This window comes from Candidatus Pantoea edessiphila (assembly GCF_002933355.1).
GTDB classification, from domain to species: domain Bacteria; phylum Pseudomonadota; class Gammaproteobacteria; order Enterobacterales; family Enterobacteriaceae; genus Pantoea_C; species Pantoea_C edessiphila.
In genome coordinates this window covers 61,854-82,385 of the sequence record NZ_PDKU01000001.1, presented here as the reverse complement: position 1 = coordinate 82,385, position 20,532 = coordinate 61,854, and the positions used below count along the sequence as shown (strand labels likewise).

The 20,532-nt window shown below is 27.4% G+C and carries 16 protein-coding genes; 9 read left to right on the top strand and 7 right to left on the bottom strand.

From position 1 onward, the window contains the following. Positions 1–20: 20 nt before the first annotated feature. The gene (gene ligA / locus CRV10_RS00450; protein WP_136129865.1) at positions 21–2,045 is read right to left on the bottom strand and encodes an NAD-dependent DNA ligase LigA; all 2,025 of its coding nucleotides are present in this window, start codon (positions 2,043–2,045) and stop codon (positions 21–23) included. A 631-nt stretch (positions 2,046–2,676) separates the two neighbouring features. Between ligA and cysK the strand changes: the two genes are divergently transcribed. The 5 genes from cysK to hemF all read left to right on the top strand — a co-directional run bounded on the left by cysK (position 2,677) and on the right by hemF (position 7,465). Further along, a complete protein-coding gene (cysK, locus tag CRV10_RS00445; RefSeq protein WP_136129864.1) occupies positions 2,677–3,645 on the top strand; it encodes a cysteine synthase A in 969 nt (322 codons plus the stop codon). A gap of 170 nt (positions 3,646–3,815) precedes the next feature. Further along, a complete protein-coding gene (locus CRV10_RS00440; RefSeq protein ID WP_136129863.1) occupies positions 3,816–4,073 on the top strand; it encodes an HPr family phosphocarrier protein in 258 nt (85 codons plus the stop codon). Between the two features lie 129 nt (positions 4,074–4,202). Beyond that, positions 4,203–5,915: a phosphoenolpyruvate-protein phosphotransferase PtsI gene (ptsI, locus tag CRV10_RS00435; RefSeq protein ID WP_136129862.1), complete on the top strand. Its 1,713-nt coding sequence runs from the start codon at positions 4,203–4,205 to the stop codon at positions 5,913–5,915. Between the two features lie 54 nt (positions 5,916–5,969). Continuing rightward, complete coding sequence (crr, locus tag CRV10_RS00430) at positions 5,970–6,473, top strand: PTS glucose transporter subunit IIA (protein WP_136129861.1); 504 nt, start codon at positions 5,970–5,972, stop codon at positions 6,471–6,473. A gap of 89 nt (positions 6,474–6,562) precedes the next feature. Continuing rightward, a complete protein-coding gene (gene hemF / locus CRV10_RS00425; RefSeq protein WP_136129860.1) occupies positions 6,563–7,465 on the top strand; it encodes an oxygen-dependent coproporphyrinogen oxidase in 903 nt (300 codons plus the stop codon). Between the two features lie 19 nt (positions 7,466–7,484). On the opposite strand, the gene CRV10_RS00420 is transcribed toward hemF, so the two are convergent. Continuing rightward, positions 7,485–9,761, bottom strand: a complete 2,277-nt coding sequence (locus tag CRV10_RS00420) for an NADP-dependent malic enzyme (RefSeq protein WP_136129859.1) — start codon at positions 9,759–9,761, stop codon at positions 7,485–7,487. Between the two features lie 211 nt (positions 9,762–9,972). Between CRV10_RS00420 and tal the strand changes: the two genes are divergently transcribed. Beyond that, complete coding sequence (gene tal, locus CRV10_RS00415) at positions 9,973–10,932, top strand: transaldolase (protein WP_136129858.1); 960 nt, start codon at positions 9,973–9,975, stop codon at positions 10,930–10,932. Positions 10,933–11,141: 209 nt separating this feature from the next. Here the strand turns inward: tal and ansP are convergent, their stop codons facing one another. Then, positions 11,142–12,620: an L-asparagine permease gene (gene ansP / locus CRV10_RS00410; protein WP_136129857.1), complete on the bottom strand. Its 1,479-nt coding sequence runs from the start codon at positions 12,618–12,620 to the stop codon at positions 11,142–11,144. 902 nt (positions 12,621–13,522) lie between these two features. Between ansP and dapE the strand changes: the two genes are divergently transcribed. Further along, positions 13,523–14,650: a succinyl-diaminopimelate desuccinylase gene (gene dapE, locus CRV10_RS00405; RefSeq protein ID WP_136129856.1), complete on the top strand. Its 1,128-nt coding sequence runs from the start codon at positions 13,523–13,525 to the stop codon at positions 14,648–14,650. Between the two features lie 33 nt (positions 14,651–14,683). Here dapE and purC read toward each other — a convergent pair whose 3' ends face one another. From purC to upp, 4 genes are all read right to left on the bottom strand, one after another. Next, positions 14,684–15,397: a phosphoribosylaminoimidazolesuccinocarboxamide synthase gene (purC, locus tag CRV10_RS00400; RefSeq protein ID WP_136129855.1), complete on the bottom strand. Its 714-nt coding sequence runs from the start codon at positions 15,395–15,397 to the stop codon at positions 14,684–14,686. 193 nt (positions 15,398–15,590) lie between these two features. Beyond that, positions 15,591–16,436 (bottom strand): outer membrane protein assembly factor BamC, encoded by an 846-nt coding sequence (gene bamC, locus CRV10_RS00395; RefSeq protein ID WP_136129854.1) that lies wholly within the window; start codon positions 16,434–16,436, stop codon positions 15,591–15,593. A gap of 35 nt (positions 16,437–16,471) precedes the next feature. Further along, complete coding sequence (gene dapA / locus CRV10_RS00390) at positions 16,472–17,350, bottom strand: 4-hydroxy-tetrahydrodipicolinate synthase (protein WP_136129853.1); 879 nt, start codon at positions 17,348–17,350, stop codon at positions 16,472–16,474. Between the two features lie 607 nt (positions 17,351–17,957). Then, a complete protein-coding gene (gene upp, locus CRV10_RS00385) occupies positions 17,958–18,584 on the bottom strand; it encodes a uracil phosphoribosyltransferase (RefSeq protein ID WP_136129852.1) in 627 nt (208 codons plus the stop codon). A gap of 212 nt (positions 18,585–18,796) precedes the next feature. Between upp and purM the strand changes: the two genes are divergently transcribed. Together purM and purN are read left to right on the top strand one after the other, a co-directional pair. Then, positions 18,797–19,837: a phosphoribosylformylglycinamidine cyclo-ligase gene (purM, locus tag CRV10_RS00380; protein WP_136129851.1), complete on the top strand. Its 1,041-nt coding sequence runs from the start codon at positions 18,797–18,799 to the stop codon at positions 19,835–19,837. Continuing rightward, positions 19,834–20,493, top strand: coding sequence for a phosphoribosylglycinamide formyltransferase (gene purN / locus CRV10_RS00375; RefSeq protein WP_136129850.1), 660 nt, complete (start codon positions 19,834–19,836; stop codon positions 20,491–20,493). Before purM ends, purN begins: the two co-directional genes overlap by 4 nt. Positions 20,494–20,532 lie beyond the last annotated feature (39 nt).

Sequence of the window (20,532 nt, the reverse complement as noted above, 5' to 3'; positions counted from 1 at the left end):
ATTTATGGAAAAGAATTAACTTATATCTGATTATTAATCATGTCGATCATTTCTTTTTCATTTATAATTTTAGTGCCCAATGCTTTTGCTTTAATAAATTTGTTACCAGTTATTTTATTAGAAATTAAAAAATCAGTTTTTTTAGATATACTATCTCTAATTAGTGCACCTAATTTCATTAACTGTAATTTAAATTCATTGCGTTTCATAGTAAAGAAAGAACCAGAAAAAACTACAATTTTTTTATGAAACAAATTACTTTCATTTTTCTTATATATTATTTTATTATTTAACCAGTGAATACCGATTTCGTTAATAAGTTGGTATATTATTGTACGATTACTTTCTTCTTGCATAAAATTCAAAATATGATTGGCTGTTTTACAACCAACATTTTCTACATTAGTTAATGTATTCAAATCGGCTTTTATTAATTTATTTAAATCACCGAAATAATTTGCTAAATTTACAGCAGTTGATTCACCAACATCTCTAATACCAAGTGCATAAATAAATCGTGGAAGACTTGTACTTTTAGCTTTATTTAAAGAATTCAATATATTTTGAGCTGATTGCGATCCTAAACGATCAATATTTACTAAGTCTTGTTTTTTAAGCAAAAATAAATCAGCAGCTGTTTTAATGCATTGTTTCTTTATTAATTTATTAATCAATTGACCACCTATTCCTTTTATATCCATAGCTTTACTAGAAACAAAATGCTTAAGTGAATTATTTTTTTGAGCACTACATATCAAGCCACCTGTACAACGTGAAATTACTTCTCCTTGTAAACGTTCTATAGAAGATCCACAAATTGGACAATTGACAGGCAATACAATTTTTGCTGCATTTTTAGTTCTTTTAGATAAAATTATTTGCATAATCTGTGGAATAACATCTCCGGCTCTACGAACTACTACTGTATCTCCTATGTGTAATCCAAGACGTTTAATTTCTTCAAAATTATGTAAAGTAGCTCTTTTAATGTTAACTTCAGCAATTTTAACTGATTGAAGAATAGCAACTGGTGTAACTATACCAGTCCTTCCTACTTGGAATTTTATGTTTTTAACAACAGTTAGTTTTTCCTGAGCTGGAAATTTAAATGCTACTGCCCAACGTGGCACTTTTGTGATATATCCTAAACGCTCTCTTAATTCTTGTGAATCTACTTTTACAACTATACCGTCTATGTCAAAACCTAAATTGTAACGAATTTTTTTGATTTTTTGATAAAAATCTAATACTTGGTTAGTATTATTAGCAGTACACACGTAATCATTGATAGGTAAGCCCCATTCTTTTAACTGATATAAGTTCTTGATATGACTAGATGATAATTTACCTCCTTGTATATATCCTAAACCATAGCAAAAAAAGCTTAAGGAACGATTAGCAGTAATACAGGGATTTAATTGTCTTAAGGAACCAGCAGCAGCATTACGAGGATTTGCAAATGTTTTTTTATTACTGTTTCTAGCTTCTTCATTTAGCTTTTCGAAATCTATTCTATTCATGAACACCTCACCTCTTACTTCTAATATTGTAGGCAAGTTATTACCATAAAGTTGTAAAGGAATAGATTTAATTGTAAGGATATTAGAAGTTATGTTTTCTCCATTAGTACCATTACCTCTAGTTGCAGCTTTAAATAACACGCCATTTTTATATGTTAAATTCACTGCTAAACCATCAATTTTTAATTCACAGCAATATTTTAATATATTATTATGGTTTAATCTACTTTGTATACGTTGATCAAATAACAAAAAATTTTTTTCGTTGTAAACATTATCTAATGATAGCATTGGCATTATATGTTCTACTGTATTAAATTTTTTTGATATTCCTCCCCCAACTTTTTGTGTAGAAGAATTCAATGTAATCAATTCTGGATGATTTTGTTCTAATTTTTGTAATTTAGTCATCATTTGGTCATAATTTATATCTGGAATCTCTGGTGTATTTTCTACATAATATAAATGTTCATGATAACTTAAAGCTTTTTTAAGTTTAGAAATTTTCTTTTTTATTGATTTCATAATTCTCTACTGTTTTTAAAATTTTAAATGAACTCATAATAAATAATATACAAAACCATTAAAACAATATTGTTATTAATACTAATTCATTAAGTTTGTGATTATATATAATCATTCACTATTAAAAACAAAATTTAACAAATTTGATTATATATCTTTAATACTATTAATTTTTTGATTTGAAATCACTGATCTATTTTTTATAAGCATTTACAAATGTATATTAAATTTATGTTACAATATCTAGTTATCAAAATATGTATCATTAAACCTTGTAATATTACTATTACTCATAAATATTATAAATAAAAATATAAATAATATAAATTAAATTATTATTCATAATTGGTATTAATCTAAATATCAATATAAATAATTTTATATTAATCATTGATTTTAATATGACTTTTTTCTAAAACAGCAATTGTTTATCTGATAATTGTTTTTTATATAAAGATTAATTTTTTATTTAATATTATGTAAAATCAGAACACAATAATAATGTGTTATTAATATTTTTATTATTACTTTGTCTATACATAGATAATATTTTTCCTTTATGATAGGAATATAAAATGTATGCTAAAACTTTTAAAACATCATTATTGTTTAATTTAATTGAATATACTATATGAATAAAATTTATAGTGATAACTCTTTTACAATTGGTAATACACCATTAGTGAGATTAAATCGCATCGGAAAAAGTTCAATATTTGTAAAAATAGAATCAAGAAATCCTAGCTTTAGCGTAAAATGTCGAATAGGCGCTAATATGGTATGGGATGCAGAAAAACGTGGGATTTTAAAACCTAATACTGAATTGGTAGAACCTACAAGTGGTAATACAGGTATAGCATTAGCTTATGTTTCGGCTGCCAGAGGTTATAAATTAACTTTAACTATGCCAGATACTATGTCAATAGAACGTCGTAAATTGCTCAAAGCATTAGGAGCTAATCTTGAGTTAACAGAAGGTATTAAAGGAATGAAAGGTGCCATTGCTAGAGCTGAGGAAATTGTTGCAAGTAATCCAGATAAATGTTTATTACTTCAACAATTTAGCAATCCAGCTAATCCTGAAATTCATGAAATAACTACTGGTCCTGAAATTTGGAAAGACACTAATGGAGAAATAGATGTTTTTATAGCTGGTGTAGGTACTGGCGGTACTTTAACTGGAGTGAGTCGTTATATTAAAAATAAAAAAAACAAAAAGAAATTAATATCTGTTGCAGTAGAACCAACTGATTCTCCAGTAATAACGCAATTTTTATCTGGTAAAAACATTATAGCTGGTGCACATAAGATTCAAGGTATTGGTGCTGGTTTTATCCCAGAAAATCTTGATTTAACCCTTGTTGATCGTGTTATTACTGTTTCAAATGATGAATCTATAAAAATTGCTAGAAAATTAATGGAAGAAGAAGGTATTTTATCTGGAATTTCTTCTGGTGCTGCTGTAGCTGCTGCAATAAAACTTCAAGAGGAAAATAAATTTACTAATAAAAATATTGTTGTTGTACTTCCATCTTCTGGAGAAAGATATTTAAGTACTACCTTGTTTTCCGGAGTATTTAATGAAAAAGTATTAATTTAATACGATATATTTGTTTGTTATGTTAACAATGTAATTATAAATATCCTTAATAAACATTTATTTAAAAATATGATAGTTTATTTGAAAGTAAAGAAAACATAATTAAAAATTAATTTTATTATCTAAATTAAATTAACAATTAAATTTAACCAAAATATTAGGGAAGTATGATGTTCCAACAAGAAATTACTATTAATTTGTTAAACGGTTTACACACCAGACCAGCTGCTCAGTTTGTAAAACATGCTAAGAATTTTCTATCTGAAATAACAGTTATATCTGAAGGTAAGTCCGCAAATGCAAAAAGTTTATTTAAATTGCAAACATTAGGTTTATCTCATGGTACTGTTATTACTCTCACTGCAGAGGGTGTAGATGAAAAAATAGCAGTTGAACATCTAGCAAAATTAATCAATGAATTAAAATAAATTTTCCATGATCACAAAAATCATTTTTTATAAAAAGTAAATTTTTATCGCAATTTGCTTTAAAATATTCTGACGATGGTGCAATACCTACAATAAAGTTAGTCACCCTCGTGATAAAAAGGTAAGATTATGATTTCAGGTATTGTAGTTTCACCAGGTATCGCTTTTGGTAAAGCTGTTTTACTAAAAGAATATGATACAGATATCAATTATAAGAAAATTCCTCAGAAGCAGATAAAACAGGAAATTCAGACTTTTTTAACAGGCCGTAGTAAAACAGAAAAACAATTGCAAACAATTATGAATAAAACTAATAAGTCTTTTGGTGAGGAAAAAGCAGCAATCTTCGAAGGACATATTATGCTGTTGAAAGATGAAGCTTTAGAGCAAGAAATCATAAATTTAATAACTCAAGATAGTTTAAACGCGGCTGCTGCTACGAAAAAAGTTTTGGATAATCAGATAGAAGCATTAGAAAAATTAAAAGATGAATATCTTAGAGAACGCATTATTGATGTCAGAGATATAGGTAAACGTTTGTTAAAGAATATTTTAGGATTAAATTCTGATAGTTTAATTGAAATACAAGATAAATCAATTTTAATAGCAAGAGATTTAACCCCTTCAGAAACTGCACAGTTAGATTTAAATATGGTATTAGGATTTATTACTGACTTAGGAGGATTGACTTCTCATACTTCAATAATGGCTCGTTCTCTTGCAATTCCCGCCATCGTTGGCACTAAAAATGCCACTTCATCTATTAAAAACGGAGATTCAATAACCCTTGATGCTTTAAATAATTGTATTTATATTAATCCATCTAAAATAATCATAAATCAAGTTAAAAAAATTCAAACAAAATATACTAATGAAAAAAGTGAATTAAATAAATTAAAAAATTTATCAGCTGTAACTTTAGATGGCCGTAAAGTTAAAATATGTGCGAACATCAGTACACTTAAAGATTTAATAAATGTTGAGTTAAATGGTGCATCAGGAATTGGATTATATCGCACTGAATTTTTATTTATGAATCGTAATTCATTCCCAACTGAAGAAGAACAATTTGAAGCATATAAATCAGTTACAGAAGTTATGGGTTCTCAGTCAGTTATAATACGTACTATGGATATAGGAGGAGATAAAGCTTTACCTTACATGAATTTACCAAAAGAAGAAAACCCTTTTCTCGGATGGCGTGCGATTCGTATTGCAATGGATCGTAAAGAAATTTTACATACTCAATTACGTGCTATCTTACGTGCTTCTGCCTTCGGTAAACTACGTATAATGTTTCCAATGATAATATCAGTTGAAGAAGTGCGTATTTTAAAGGTAGAATTAGAAAATTTAAAATTAAAATTGCGTGAAGAAGGTAAAAGTTTTGACGAATGTATTGAAATTGGGATTATGATTGAGACTCCTGCATCTGCAGTAATTGCAAATCACTTAGCCAAAGAAGTTGATTTTTTTAGTATTGGAACTAATGATTTAACACAATATACATTAGCTGTTGATCGTGGTAATAGTTTAATTTCACACTTGTATAATCCAATGACACCATCAGTACTGAATTTAATAAAAAAAGTGATTGATGCTTCTCATGCTGAAGGTAAATGGACAGGTATGTGTGGTGAGCTTGCAGGAGATGAACGTGCTACATTATTGTTATTAGGAATGGGATTAGATGAATTTAGCATGAGTTCAAATTCCATTCCAATTATTAAAAAAATTATTCGTAGTGCTAACTTTAACGATTTAAAATTGTTAGCAGAAAGAGCTTTGAGTCAACCTACATCAAAGGATTTGATAAAACTGCTTAATCAGTTTAAAAAATAAAATTTCTATTATGATGTATGATACTAGCCTAAAATTGTTATCTAGGAGAAAATCATGGGTTTGTTTTCTAAACTTTTTGGTGAAACAAAAAATAGAGATATAATAATTAATATTGTTGCACCTCTATCTGGTCAGATTATTAATCTTGAAGAAGTACCAGATGTAGTGTTTTCCGAAAAGATTGTAGGTGATGGTATCGCAATTAAGCCCAGTGGGAATAAAATTGTTGCTCCTGTTAGTGGAAAAATAAGTAAAATATTTGAAACTAATCATGCTTTTTCAATGATATCTAATGATGGTATTGAATTATTTGTTCATTTCGGCATTGATACAGTTGAATTAAAAGGCGAAGGTTTTAAACGTATTGCCACAGAAGGTCAGGAAATTAACATTGGAGAGGTTGTTATTGAATTCAATTTATCATTACTGGAAAAAAAAGCAAAATCTACAATTACTCCTATAGTAATATCTAATATGGATAGAATTGTAACATTGGCTAAAATGTCTGGACAAGTAATATTAGCTGAAACAACAATAATGCGTGTTAATATGAAATAATAAAACAAAAGACGATAACATTATTTAAATAATGTTATCGTCTATTCTAATATAATATACAGTAAATTTTCATTATAATAACTAATAATATGTATAATATATCTAATATAAAAAGTTTTCTACTAAAATTACAAGATGAAATTTGTGCTTTTTTAGTTCAAGAAGACAATAATATAGAAATTAAAAAAGATAAATGGAATTATAAAGACTATAATGGTCTGAGCTATATATTTAAAAAAGGTACAGTATTTGAACAAGTTGGGGTTAATTATTCTTTCATCAATAATCGTAAAATGCCAAAATCAGCAACCGTATGTCATAAAAACCTATCGGGTTATACTATTCAAGCATTAGGTTTGTCAATCATAATTCATCCACTTAACCCTTATATACCAACTAGTCATGCTAATATACGCTTTTTTCTGGCAGAAAAATTGTATGAAAAACCTGTTTGGTGGTTTGGTGGAGGATTTGATATGACACCTTTTTATGGTTTTAAAGAGGATGTAGTTCATTGGCATAAAACAGCATTTGATATTTGCTTGCCATTTGGTAAATGTGTGTATAAAAAATATAAAAAATGGTGTGATGAATATTTTTATATTAAACATCGTAATGAACAGAGAGGAATTGGAGGTTTGTTTTTTGATGATCTTAACAAACCAGATTTTAAATATTGTTTTGAATTTGTACAAGCAATAGGCAATGGTTTTTTAATTGCTTATCAACCAATTGTAGTACGTCGCAAAAATTACCTATGGGGAGAAAGAGAACGTCAATTTCAACTTTATAGAAGAGGTAGATATGTTGAATTTAATTTGATTTATGATCGTGGTACAATTTTTGGACTTCAAACCAATGGTAGGATTGAATCTATCTTAATTTCAATGCCTCCTTTAGTTCGTTGGGAATATGATTATAAGATTGATGAAAACTCGGTAGAAGCCTCTTTATACAGAGACTTTCTACCTGTTAAAAATTGGTTGCTCTAAATTAATATAAATTATACAATCAGGGTTTTTTCTGAGCTTGTACCACTGATAATGCTACCATATTTACAATTCTTCTGACAGAGGCGATATTAGTTAATATATGTACCGGTTTTTTCATGCCTAATAAAACAGGACCAACAGTTACTCCTTCAGAACATGATACACGTAATAAATTATAACTTATTCTTGCTGCTTCTATATTAGGCATAATAAGTAAATTAGCTGCATTTTTAAGAGGGCTATCTGGCATTATTTCATGACGTATTTTTTCAACCAGAGCAGCATCTCCATGCATTTCACCGTCTATTTCTAGTTGAGGAGCAAGTTGTTTTATAATTTTTAATGCATTTCGCATTTTTTTAGCACTAGGTGCATTAGAGGTTCCAAAACTAGAATGAGATAATAATGCTACACGTGGTTCTATACCGAAAAATTTAACTATTTCTGCTGCCATTAAAGTAATATCTACTAATTGTTCTGATGAAGGATCTTCATTAACGTAAGTATCTGCAATAAAAATATTACCGCTAGGTAATAATAAAGCATTTATCGTAGCTGCTACTTTAACATTCTTTCGTAAACCTAATATATTTTCTATTATGCTGTAATGTTCATTATAGTTACCGATAGTACCACAAATTAATGCATCTGCTTCTCCTCTACGTAACATAATTGTTCCAATTAAAGTGGGATTACTATTTATTATGTATTTGGCTTGTTCTAGAGTAATACCTTTTCTTTTCATAATTTGATGATATTCTTTCCAATATATTTCAAAACAAGCATTTGATTCATTGTTAACTAAGTTAAAATCCTTTTCTATTTCAATTTTTAATCCCTGTTGTTGCAAAAGCATTCTAATCACATGAGGACGACCAATTAAAATTGGCTTAGCTAAACCCAATGTTACTATTTCTTGCGTTGCATGAAGTACTCGTATATTTTCTCCCTCTGCTAATATCACACGTTTTTGGAGTTTACATGCTTGAGAAAATATAGGTTTCATCAATAAATTAGTTTTGTAAATAAACTCAGTAAGTTTTTCTTGATAAGCTATAAAATCTTTAATAGGTCTGGTAGCAACACCAGATCTCATAGCTGCTTTAGCAACAGCAGGTGCTATCTGAACAATTAAACGAGGATCAAATGGTTTAGGAATTAAATATTCAGGACCAAACACTAATTTTTGGTCTTCATATGCTGATGCAACTATTGCACTTTGCGCAGCTTGAGCAAGTGCTGCAATAGCATGAACTGCAGCAATTTTCATTTCTTCATTAATAGTTGTAGCTCCTACATCTAAAGCGCCACGAAAAATAAAAGGAAAGCATAAAACATTATTAACTTGATTCGGAAAGTCCGAACGTCCAGTACAAACGATTGCATCAGATCTTATAGATTTAGCTAATGGAGGCATAATTTCTGGTTCAGGGTTTGCTAGAGCTAAAATAAGAGGATTTTTTGCCATTTTTTCAACCATCATTGGTGTAAGTACTTTAGGACCGGAACAACCAATAAATATATCTGCACCATGAATGATTTCATCTAATGTTCTTGTACCATTATCTTGAACAGCATATTCAATTTTAGTTGCTGTCATATTTTTTTCGCGTCCATGAAAAATTAATCCTTTAGAATCACATACTTGTATGTTATTTTTGGATAAACCCAAAGTAACTAATAGATTCATGCAAGCAATAGCTGATGCACCAGCTCCAGAAACAACTAATTTAACTTTAGAAATACACTTGTCAACTATTTTTAATCCATTGATAACTGCTGCAGCACAAATAATTGCAGTACCATGTTGGTCGTCATGAAAAACAGGAATTTTCATGCGATTACGTAATTCTTTTTCTATATAAAAACATTCAGGTGCTTTAATATCTTCTAAGTTAATACCGCCAAAAGTCGGTTCTAATGAAGTAATGATATCTATGATTTTATCAGGATTTTCTTCATTTATTTCAATATCAAATACATCTATTCCAGCAAATTTCTTAAATAAAACTCCTTTACCTTCCATTACTGGTTTTGCAGCTAAAGCACCAATATTTCCTAATCCTAATACTGCTGTACCATTAGATATGACAGCAACTAAATTACCGCGAGCAGTATATTTATATGATTCTAATGGATCAGAAGCTATTTTGATACAAGGTGCAGCAACTCCTGGTGAATACGCTAGAGCTAAATCACGTTGAGTTGATAAAGGTTTAGTAGGTGATATCTGAATTTTTCCGGGTACTGGATATTGGTGAAAATCAAGTGCATTTTGTTTTAATTTGTCATCCATTTGATATCCTTAATTTTAAAATAATAATATGGTAAAAATAAACATTTAAAAATTTATCTTATGAAATATAAATATATCATTTAAAAATATTATTTTTACTTAATTACTATTAGATATACTTTTTAAATTGAAAATTAATAATACATAAGATATGTAATAAGATAGTATTTAGATATTTTATATAATTTATTTTATTTTTAAAGGATTTTACATGAATCAACTAGAAGCTATAAGACAATTTACTAAACTAGTTTTAGATAGTAGTGATATAGAATCCATCAGAAGTTATCGTCCAGAAGACGCAACCACTAATCCTTCAATTATACTTAAATCTATTAACACAGATAACTATAAACATTTAATTGATAGTGCAATGAATTATGCTGAAAAACAAGGTGGTAGTAAAGAGATTAAAATTATTAATGCAAGTGATAAAATTACCGTTGATATTGGTACAGAAATATTGAAATATATACCTGGTCGTGTATCTACTGAGATAGATGCTAGACTTTCTTTTGATACAATAGGATGTATTAAAAAAGCAAAAAAATTAATTAAATTATATAAAGAAAATGGAGTTGATTGTTCTCGTGTTTTAATTAAATTAGCATCAACTTGGGAAGGAATTTGTGCTGCTGAAATTTTGGAAAAAGAAGGTATTAAATGTAATTTAACATTAATATTTTCGCATACACAAGCTTGTGCTTGTGCTCAAGCAAATGTATTTCTAATCTCTCCATTCGTTGGTAGAATTTATGATTGGTATAATAATCATAATAAAAATGTATTTGATAATTATTCACCTGATAAAGATCCAGGAGTCATGCTAGTTCAAAATATTTATAACTATTACAAAAAATATGATATTCAAACTATTATTATGGGAGCTAGTTTTCGCAGAATAGAACAGATAACTGCCTTAGCTGGTTGTGATTATCTAACAATATCTCCTAATCTATTTAAGGAATTACAGAATAGTCATGAACCTTTAGAAAGAAAACTTAAACCACTCATGAATCAAAATGCATGTAAATTAAATTTGCTTTCAGATGCTGAATTTCGTTGGAAACATAATCAAAATCAAATGGCTGTAGAAAAATTATCTGAAGGAATTCGTACATTTTCTGATGATCAAGATAAATTAGAAATTATATTTAAATCTAGATTATAAATTTTAATATTAAGGCGGATTTAGTGCTCCGCCTAGTAATGCAATTAGCAGTTTGCAATTAGCAATTGTGTAGTAAATTGTAAAAATATTTCATTATTCTATAAAATATATATACAGTGAAAACAAGTACTTATATTTTATATATTGTTTAATATAAATTAATATTCGTTATACTACAATAGAAAAATAAATCAAAAATTTTTATTAATCTATTGATCTAATTTTGCTTCATATATATTAATTTCTTTTGATTGTTCTTTAGAAATTTCTTGAACACGTTTTCGTACTCCAAACCATCCAAGTACTAAAATTAATGCAATCAAAGGAATAGATGCAATAGTGTAAGTTCCATTTGGATAATCAAAAGCCATGAGAACTAAAACACCAAATAAAAACAATAGTGTTAACCATGAAGTAAAAGGGTAACCTGGTAATTTAAAACTAACATCTTCTGCTTTACCTTCTTTAATAGCCTTACGTAGACGTAATTGACATATCATTATAAAGGTCCAAGAAGAAATAATTCCAAGTGAAGCATAATTTAATACAATTTCAAAAACTTTTGAAGGTAGACTATAATTTAACAATACTCCAATTATGTAAATGCAAATAGTTGATATAATACCAGCGTATGGTACTTTCTGATCATTCATTTTTGACATAAATTTAGGTGCTGATCCCCCCATAGACATAGATCTAAGAATACGTCCTGTAGAATATAAACCAGAATTTATACTAGAAAGAGCAGCACTTAAAACCACAATATTCATGATACTACAAGTATAGGGGATGCCTAGCTTAGATAAAAAAGTAACAAAAGGACTTTGACTTTCATGATAAGCATTCCATGGTAATAAAAGGACTAATAATAATATTGAACCAATATAAAAAATGCCTATTCGCCATATTATACTATTAATTGCTTTTGGTAATATGGTTTTTGGATCCTTACATTCACCTGCAGCAGTACCAACTAATTCAATTGATGCAAATGCAAATACTACTCCTTGTATTAACACTAAAGCAGGTAATAGTCCATGTGGAAAAAATCCTCCTTTGTCAAGGATTAAATGAATGCCAGTGACATGACCATCTATCATTTTTCCACTAATTAAAACTACTAAACCAATAATTAAGAAAATGACAATTGCTAACACCTTAATTAAAGCACACCAAAACTCCATTTCTGCAAACCATTTAACTCCAACCATATTCATAACACCAACAATTGCTAGAGCTGTAAGAGCAAAAATCCATTGTGGTATACCATCAAATATTTTCCAATATTTCATATATAGTGCAACAGCTGTTATATCAACTATACCAGTCATAGCCCAGTTAGTAAAATACATCCAACCTGCAATATATGAAGCTTTTTCTCCAAAAAATTCTCTTGAGTAAGACACAAAACTACCACTAGAAGGACGATTTAAAATTAATTCACCTAATGCTCGTAAAATAAAGAAAGAGAAAATCCCACATATGATATAAATGAGTACTAATGCAGGTCCTGCTACTTGTAAGCGACCACCAGTCCCCAAAAATAAACCAGTTCCTATAGCACCTCCGATAGCAATCATTTGAACGTGTCTACTACCCATGGATTTATGGTAACCAGTATCATGAGAATTTAACCAACGTCTTTTTGCTTCTCGAGCTTCAGTTAATTTTTTTTTTTCATGTATCATAATTTTCCTGTCTATCCTAATGAATACAATCAAATTTTTTATTAAATTATTAGGAATATAGCCTTTTTATTTATTTATCTTTTAAGATATAAATAAGTAATATAAAATTTAAATAATAACAATTTTTCAAATTATTTATGTAACATATTAATTAATTCAATATTTTATTACTGTTAATAAAAAAACTAATAACTAAATAATAAAATTAGAAATAATTATTTTTTAAACTTTTAATTCTAATTAATCTGTAATATAAATTTAGATGATTTTTATAATTATTATCAGAAAACTTAGAATGAAAATGATATTAAACATGTGGTTTTATCAATATTGATACGGGTTATTAATTGAATTAATAAATATTGTGATATAGTATATGATATATTTAATCAATCAAGATTATCCACTAAAAATTTTTGATTGATATTAATTAAATAATATATTTTTATCATAATTAAATAATAACGTTTATTAATTAATAATTTATTTTTATTGATCATTACTAAAATAAATATATCATAATATATAATGATTAACTATTAATTTAATAATTAGTTTAAATATTACATTAAATACTATGTGAAAATAATTAAATTGATAATTATTGGTATTAAGTTTTCAAATAAAAATAATTATTATTTATTTTTACTAAATTTTATATTTATAATATCCATTCTGTTATAATGTATTATCTCTAGTACAAACATAGAAACAAATAAATCATCCTTAATAAAAATTCAAGTTAAATATTATCTTAAATAAATAAATCTATGTAAAGTAATATAATTATATTACTTAATGTTCGATCAGAATAAAATTACTTGTTATTAAATGCATATCATTTTACCTTATTACTAGTAATTTTACTATTAAAATGAAAAAACACAAAGGAGCAATAACTAATGTTATGTCCAATTGTTGAACTTACAAAACAACTTATTCGATGTCCTTCCATTAGTCCTCATGACGCTGGATGTCAAGATTTGATAATTGCTCGTCTGGAATCAATCGGTTTTTGTATAGAACGTATTGATATTAATGATACCAAAAATTTTTGGGCAACACGTCGTGGTGGAGAAAAATTAGTATTTGCTGGTCATACAGATGTAGTACCACCTGGTGATCTGAATAGTTGGCATCATTTTCCTTTTGAACCGTTTATTTATAGAGATATGTTATTTGGTCGTGGTACTGCAGATATGAAAGGTGCATTGGCTGCAATGGTAGTGGCAGCTGAACGTTTTGTGAAAATATATCCAAACCATAAGGGTTGTTTGGCCTTTCTTATAACTTCAGATGAAGAAGCTACTGCAAGTAATGGTACGGTAAAAGTGATTGAGAGATTAATTGCAAGAAATGAACGATTGGATTATTGTTTAATAGGTGAACCTACAAGTGATGAAATAATAGGAGATGTAGTAAAAAATGGGCGTCGAGGGTCAATGAATGCTAGTTTAATAATTCATGGTATACAAGGACATGTTGCCTATCCTAATTTAGCAAACAATCCTATACATAGTGGAGTGAAAATATTAAATAAATTAATTAATATGGTTTGGGATAAAGGAAATGACTTTTTCCCTCCAACTATTATGCAAATTACCAATGTTAAAGCAGGTGATGGTAGTAATAATATTATTCCTGGAGATTTTATTATTAAGTTTAATATTCGTTTTAGTACCGAGTCAAGTTATTCAACAATTAGGAAACGTATTGAATTACTTCTATCAAGTAGTCAATTAGACTACTCTATTGAATGGGAACTTGCTGCTAAACCTTTCTTAACTGCAAATGGAAGATTAATTGATACTGTTATAAATACAGTTCTACATTATAATAAAATAAAACCTAAACTTTTGACAACAGGTGGAACTTCAGATGGACGTTTCATTGCCTGTACAGGAGCACAAATAGTTGAATTGGGTTCAGTAAATCATACAATCCATAAAATTAACGAATTTGTCAGAATATCTGATTTACAAATCTTAAGTAAGATGTATCAATTTATAATGGAACAGTTAATTGCTTAAGATTATAGATGAATGTTGAATCTATTTTTTGTATTAATTAAATTCTATACCTAAACGATATCCAACTGATTCATATGCCTGAATTATTTCTCCAGAATCTTCCCTAAATAAATCTTTATCCATTTTTTCCATGTTTTCTTTATTCCATAAACGTGCGGTATCTGGAGAAAATTCATCTCCTAATACTATTTGATTATCTATCATCCCAAATTCTAACTTAAAATCAACTAATATAATGCCAATATCACTAAATAATTTGCTTAAAACTTTGTTAATTTTTAAGGTAATCATATGTATATCAATTAAAGTATTTTTGTTAATCCAACCAAAAGTCTCACAGTAAGACTCATTAATCATTGGATCACACTGAACATCATTTTTTAAAAAAAGCTCAAATATTGGAGGATTCAAGATAGTACCTTTTTGTATATTTAGACGTTTTACTAAAGAACCTTCAGCAAGATTCCTTAAGACGAATTCAACAGGTATCATCTTTAAATTTTTAACCAACACTTCATTTTTTGATATTAATTCCTCTATGTGAGTTGGTATACCATTTTCTTGTAATTTAGTCATAATAAAATAATTAATTTTATTGTTTAATGTTCCTTTACGACTTAATTGTTTAACTTTAATGCCATTGTTTGCTGATATTTCATCTCTAAATTTAATTATCAGATAATCTTTTTTTTCTGTATGATATACAGTTTTTGATTTTCCACGATACAATTCAGATTGTTTTTGCATTTTAATATCCATATAAAACAGCTTATTACTGCATTATTAATAATGTAGTAATATACTTTTCTTCTTCATAAGAATAAAAGAATATTTGCGTAGATCAGTTCTAAAAATGTACTACCTCTAAAACAACTTATTTCTATTCTAATAATTTCTTGTCAATAGTATGCACTAATAATCATGTGAATGAAAGGTTGTTTTAGACAACTGGTTTCCAAAATGAATCATGTATTTTTTTATAAACTTTATTAAAACTACTTTTGATTTGTTCACAATAATTTATTTTTGCTTCTATAAATTTTATAATATTTCCTAACCGATGCCACATCGTATCTAAAATATTATCAATTTTTAACATAATCAATTTGTGTTCATCAATAATTTGCGTTTTATTAACTTTTGTATAGTGTTTATCTTGATGTGTTAAATATGTGATAAAATTATTAAGCATCTGTGTAGTATAATACGTAGTATGTATAGGTGATGAAATAATATCTCCACCTTTCTTTAATTCTATTAAAGTTATATCTAATAATAATTGAGAATTATGCATATGTAAACTAAAATGATATTTGCCACTATATGTTCTATTATCATAAAATACAGGCAATTTTATCAAATCCGTTGTAATATTACACAATTTTTCATTAATTGATATAATAGGGAAATTATAATGTTTCACTAAATCAATAATTTTTGAACAAATAAATACAGTTTTTTTATGATTGATAAACAATAAACCCTTATTTCCATGCACATTAATTTTTAAGCCATTAGTTGGTTGCAATGGCTGCATTGGCGGATACAAATAACTAGGTCTATTTCTATCTTGGTTGTTATTGAATGTATTGTTAAAATTTTGTATATAAGAAACATCTTTATTAACAGGTAAAACTACAACTTGAGGAGATTTTAATGTAGATAACTTGTCAGTTTTTAAATAATATTGATCAAATTGATTGTAAGAACATGATGATAAAACCAATATAATAATAAAACATTTTGCTATTAAAATGCAATTCGAATTCTTTAATAAGTAATTCATTCAAAATTCCTAATTATTAAAATTTCTAATTATTATTATTGTAAACCCGATTTCATTAACGCTTTCTCTACTTTTAATTGATTTTCAATTGTTAATGAAGTCATTGGTAAACGTAGTGTATCGTACTTAATCAAACCAAGTTTCTTAGCAGCCCATTTTACTGCAATAGGATTTGATTCACAGAAAAGAGCCTTATGTAAAAAAATCAAACTTTGATTTAATTTATAAGCTTTAGTAAATTCTTTTCTATTTGCTAAAGTACATATTTGAACCATTTCTTTTGCAGCTATATTTGCTGTGACTGAAATGATGCCCGTACCTCCTAATTTCATAAAATCTAATGCAGTAATGTCATCACCACTGATCAAAATGAAATCTTTTTCAACTAAAGAAGCTATCTGATTAATTCGTGATAAATCTCCAGTTGCTTCTTTAATACCAATAATATTTTTAATTTTTGATAAACGAGCTATAGTTTCGGGAAGCATATCACAACCAGTGCGAGCTGGAACATTATATAATATTTGCGGTAAGTTAGTACTATTAGCAATTGCTTTAAAATGTTGATATAGTCCTTCTTGTGTAGGTTTATTATAATATGGTGTTACAGTTAGACATCCTATGACTCCAGAGTGCTCAAAACGATTAGTAAGGGAAATAGCTTCTGCTGTATCATTTGAACCAGTACCTGCAATTACTGCAATATTCCCATCTGCAAGCTCTAAAGTTTGCATCACTACATCCCCATGTTCTTCATGACTTAATGTTGCAGATTCACCGGTAGTTCCAACAGAAACAATAGCTGAAGTTCCACTATTAATATGGTAGTTAATTAAATTTTTTAAACTAGAACGACAGACTTTACCTTTAATATCCATTGGAGTAATAAGGGCAACGATGCTTCCCGCAAACATTATGCATTTTCCTTAATAATTATAAATAATTATAAATAAAATTAATCTAACTTTGCTGGTTAATAAAATAACAAAATTTTACGTAATTAAAAATACATAATTTGTTTATTTGGCTAGTTATCAATTATAATATAAAGGATAATTTTAATTAAAACCATATTTTTTACATAAATTATTTTTATATAAAAATAATAAACTGAAATATATATTTTATAAGATGATAAGTGGAGCAATCACTATTATACTAAATATTAGTTAATTTATAAAGATTAAATTAAATATAAATTATAAAATTAATATAATAAAATTTTTCATTAGTTTTATACTATAAATAATTACCGTATACTTATCAAGTTTTAATATTATAATATAATTAATATGATACTTTTAAGTGCATATGAAAATTCATTGTTTAAAAGGATAGTTTATTTGAACGAATATGCCTAATTTTATTAGGAATAAATAAATTTTAATGCTATTTTTATTCTCGAATAAAATAATTAAGAAAACAAGTTTTGTAGCAATTAATAATAAAGATACTTATATTAAGTATTTAAGTAAATAATAAACATTATGATTTAACAATCATTTCACTTCATTGATTATGTTATTGCGTTCCAAACATTTTATCTCCTGCATCTCCAAGACCTGGAATAATGTAACCTTTGTCGTTTAATTTTTTATCAACTGATGCTGTATATAATTCAATATCTTTATGTATTTTTCCTAATTCACTAATACCTTCTGGTGCGACTATAAGGGCTAAAACTTTAATGTTTTTACAACCAGCTTTTTTTAAAAGATTAATAGTTGCAATCATTGATCCTCCAGTAGCTAATAAAGGATCTACTACTATTGCCATGCTTTCTTCAATATTCGATGCTAACTTCTGAAAGTACGGTATTGGAGCTAAGGTTTTTTGATCACGATACATACCAACTATACTAATACGAGCACTAGGCAAATATTGTAGTATACCTTCTATCATACCAAGTCCAGCTCGTAAAATAGGAACTATTGTAATTTTTTTATGGTTAATTTTTTCAACTTGTACTAAACTGTTCCAACCTTTTATAATAACTTTTTCAGTCTTTATGTCTGATGTAGCTTCATAAGCAAGTAAACTACCTATTTCAGATGCTAATTCACGAAAACGTTTAGTATTGATATCATGAATACGCATTAAACCTAATTTGTGTTTAATTAAAGGATGATTTACTTCAACAATTTTCATTAATTGTTCCTAAGGAAAATTTATATTAAACTGTACTATAATACTACTTTCTTTTCTGTTTATTATCTATTTAAATAACAAAACTTTACTATTAATAAGCAAAATATAAGTTGTATGTATTTAATAGAAAATTATATTACAATATTAAATTTTTTATTCTATGAACAAATGATGTTATTTTATATTGCTAATTAATAACTTGAGGCAAAACATTGATAAATAAATTATCTATAACATATCAAGATGCTGGTGTTAACATTGAAAATAGTAGTACGTTAATTCAACGAATAAAAAAAATAGTAAAAAAAACAAATATGCCTGAAATAATAAGTCAAATAGGCGGTTTTAATTCCTTATGTGAATTACCAAAAAATTATACCGAACCAGTATTGGTTGCAACTACCGACGGTGTAGGCACTAAATTACGTTTAGCTAATTACACGAAGAATTATGAAAATATTGGTATAGATTTAGTCGCTATGTGTGTCAATGATATAATAGTTTGTGGTGCAAAACCTTTATTTTTTTTGGACTATTATTCAACGAGTAAATTAGATGTGGAAATTGCTACTTCAGTAATAAATAGCATTGTTAAAGGCTGTACAATTTCAGATTGTGCGTTAATAGGCGGTGAAACTGCGGAAATTCCTGGAATCTATACAAATCAAGATTATGATATGGCTGGTTTTTGTATTGGTGTAGTTGAAAAATCTAAAATTATTGATGGAAAAAAAATTCAAGAAAATGATATGCTAATAGCCCTAAGCTCAAGTGGACCACATTCTAATGGTTACTCTTTGATACATAAAATCCTTGAAACAAATCAAATTAATCCTTTAATTAGTAAACTTAATGAAAAACCTTTAATAGATTATCTAATTGAACCGACCCGTATATATGTAAAAAATATATTAAAATTAACAGAAAAATTTGATATTAAAGGCATTGTACATATAACTGGAGGTGGTTTTGTAGAAAATATCCCTAGAATATTACCAAATAACACTCAAGCTGTAATTATTGATAGCACTTGGACATGGCCTCCTATATTTCAATGGATACAAAAACAAGGTAATATAAAAAAACGTGAAATGTATCATATATTTAATTGTGGTGTCGGTATAATAGTGATAGCTAATCAAATAGAAGCAAACGAAATAATTTCATTTATGAAAAAAATTAATGAAAAGTCATGGATAATTGGTACAATTAAAAAATCTAATTCTAAAGAACGCGTAATATTTATAAAATGAAAAAAATAGTTACATTTATCTCTGGTGTAGGAAGTAATCTTAAAGTTATTCTTGATGCTTGTCAGAATAGCATAATTAATGCTAGAATAGCTTCTGTATTTAGTAATATATCTTGTGCTTATGGTCTGACCTATGCTAAAAAATCAGGAATACCAATTAATATAATTGATGTAAATAGATTTATAAATTTTGAAACATTTGATTTTATGCTAACTAAAGAAGTTGATAAATATAAACCTGATTTAATTGTATTAGCAGGATATATGCGTATTTTAGGTAGTTTTTTTGTAAATTATTATAAAGGTAGAATAATGAATATTCATCCTTCTTTATTACCTAAATATCCTGGTCTAAACACGCATTGTAGAGTTTTAGAAAACGGTGAATTAGAACACGGATCTTCAGTACATTTTGTTACTGATAAATTAGATAGTGGTCCAATTATTATACAAAGTAGAGTTCCTGTTTTATCTACAGATGATAAATTTTCTTTAAAAGAACGTGTTAAAAGTCAAGAGTATATCATATATCCAATTGCAATTAAGTGGTATATAGAAACAAGATTGATCATGAAAGAAGAGAAAGTTTGGTTAGATGGCAAAACATTACCTCCGCAAGGCTATACAGGTAACATTGATAATTTAATTAAAAATTAAAAATGATTGAAATTTAATAATTAAATTCAGTGATAGGGT